The 2,110-nt window shown below is 46.2% G+C and carries 1 protein-coding gene; it reads left to right on the top strand.

The annotated features are described in order from the left end of the window. Window positions 1-390: 390 nt before the first annotated feature. A complete protein-coding gene (locus ACKI3C_RS07490; protein WP_407403630.1) occupies window positions 391-1,929 on the top strand; it encodes a hypothetical protein in 1,539 nt (512 codons plus the stop codon). Window positions 1,930-2,110 lie beyond the last annotated feature (181 nt).

Here is a 2,110-nt window from a genome sequence, read left to right as displayed (position 1 = left end):
CGATGCCATTCAGAAAGAGAAAAAAACTTTGTAGTACACAGTAACGCAAACACCAAAGCGCAACTCGCTGAACCAGCAAAGAAAACCAAATCAAGCCGTCAAAGTTGGGTTAAGCAATATAAAGACGATGTCCCCGAATGGGCAGAGTCATTGGTGAAGTAAATCTTAATAAAAAGTCCCCTGCTCCTCCCCGACGAGTAAGGAAAATACTTTGTGGAGTCCCATTGGTCAATAGTCACAATACACAAGAGTAAAAAACACAAAAACCACCACAGCTAACACACTGTCTTTTAACCATTTACCCCCCCCTGTAAATATATGCGTTTTATGCTTGTTTTTTACAATAATTTATTGTAATTTTGTCGCACAAATTACTAAATCACAATTATTATGAAAAGGTTAGCTATTACATTATTATGTGCAGCGGCAATAGCATCGACTGTAAGTGCGGCCTACATGCCCATTGCCCGTGAGAATGCGACTTGGACCTACCACCACTTGCTCGTGAACGATGGAATCAAGCAAGACCACACCTATAAACTCTACTTCAAAGGCGACTCGACCCTGGAAGGCGTTACCTACAAGAAATGCTTTGTGAAGTATGACGCGCCCGTGCACGAAGGGTCGCTCGTGGAGCAAGGTTTGGTGCCCATGGCACTGGTGCGCGACAGCGAGCAGAAAACATACGCTCGCTTTACCGCCGAGGTCATTGCCGAGAGCAAGACGCTGGGCGCCGGCAGCCCATACAGCTATTTTGTAGCCGACGATACCAACGAAAGGGTGATTTACGATTTCACTCAAAGCAAAGCGACCGGCTACTTCTACTATGGCGGCTCACCTTATAATATTATGTCAGTCAGCGACAGCGATGGCAACACCAAGCGTGCGCTGCTTGAGGGCGTGGGCGATGACAACGGACGTTACGAACTTCAAGAGAAATTCCATGGCGACCTCGTGCGTTGCCACATTCCAGTGCAATGGCAAGACAGCCAGTTTGACGAACTGCGTTTTGATCGCTTTAACACCCAGACAACACATTTGGATTACACTTTTCCTGTGCAAGTCGATGCTGTTGACTATGAGAACGCTCTGGGCCACCACGACCTCAATACATTCCAACCACTGGTGCGAGAGGACCGCACATGGATTAACCTGTTCGTTCAAATAGGCGATAGTCCCGAGGAAACCGACAACGAGAGTTTGTGGGGGTTCTCCTACTATTACGGCTATCGCTTTAGAGGCGACACTGTGGTCAATGGTGTGACCTACAAGAAATGCTTTGTAAAGTATGAGGACGAGCAGATGGCTGCTAAAAAGACCTTTGGCTGCGGAGAATTCTATGATAACGATAAATTTCTCAAAGCTAAGGCACAACAGAGTGCGCTTCCCCGTGGTTGGCACGAGTGCGGATTGGTTCGTGCCAAGGATATGAGGGTCTATCTGTATGAAGAGGAAACTGACAAACCCGGTGTCAATAAAGAGATGCTTATTGCCAACTATGCCCTGATGCGCATCAATGCCAAGAAAGGAGAATACCCAATTAGCATCGAATCTGTAGATATAGCAGGGGTGATGTGCAACAAGTACGTCGGTGATTATACATTAGACTATGATATGTTTACGCGTGGAAACATTGAGTCAATAGGTCCAGCCACAGGCATAGGCACCATTCTTGACCCCAGCGAGGATCTTCCCACTTGCATGATATACTCATACACAGGTTTGAGCCATGTGCTTGATGGCAATGGCAATATCATCTACAAGTCGCCTCATTATGGAACTAACGCATGGTCTTCAATCAAAGACATGAAGGCCGATAAACAGCCCGTTGACAACAAGTACTACAACCTGCAAGGCCAAGAGGTGGACATCAAGAAAGCCCCTGCCGGCATCTACATCCACAACGGCAAGAAACTGATTGTGCGCTGATTTTGAACTGCAAAGTATCAGTTTTCGTTTTCGTCTGAATTTATGATTCCGCTACAAAAAGTAGCATTCAAGTTAGACATTTCTGCTTCATCGAGAGTCAATCCCGAGTCGGCAGGTTAATTTGGGGTGATGCAAGATTTTCCATTTCGGATGGTCAAAGCATCGTATATGAGCTCTTACG

Origin of the sequence: Sodaliphilus sp. (genome assembly GCF_045598405.1) — a bacterium.
Taxonomy (GTDB): domain Bacteria; phylum Bacteroidota; class Bacteroidia; order Bacteroidales; family Muribaculaceae; genus Sodaliphilus; species Sodaliphilus limicaballi.
This window is presented reverse-complemented; position numbering and strand designations above follow the sequence as displayed.

Coding starts and splice junctions, on each gene's coding strand:
- ACKI3C_RS07490 (WP_407403630.1), top strand. CDS start 391: ATGAAAAGGTTAGCTATTACATTATTATGTGCAGCGGCAATAGCATCG.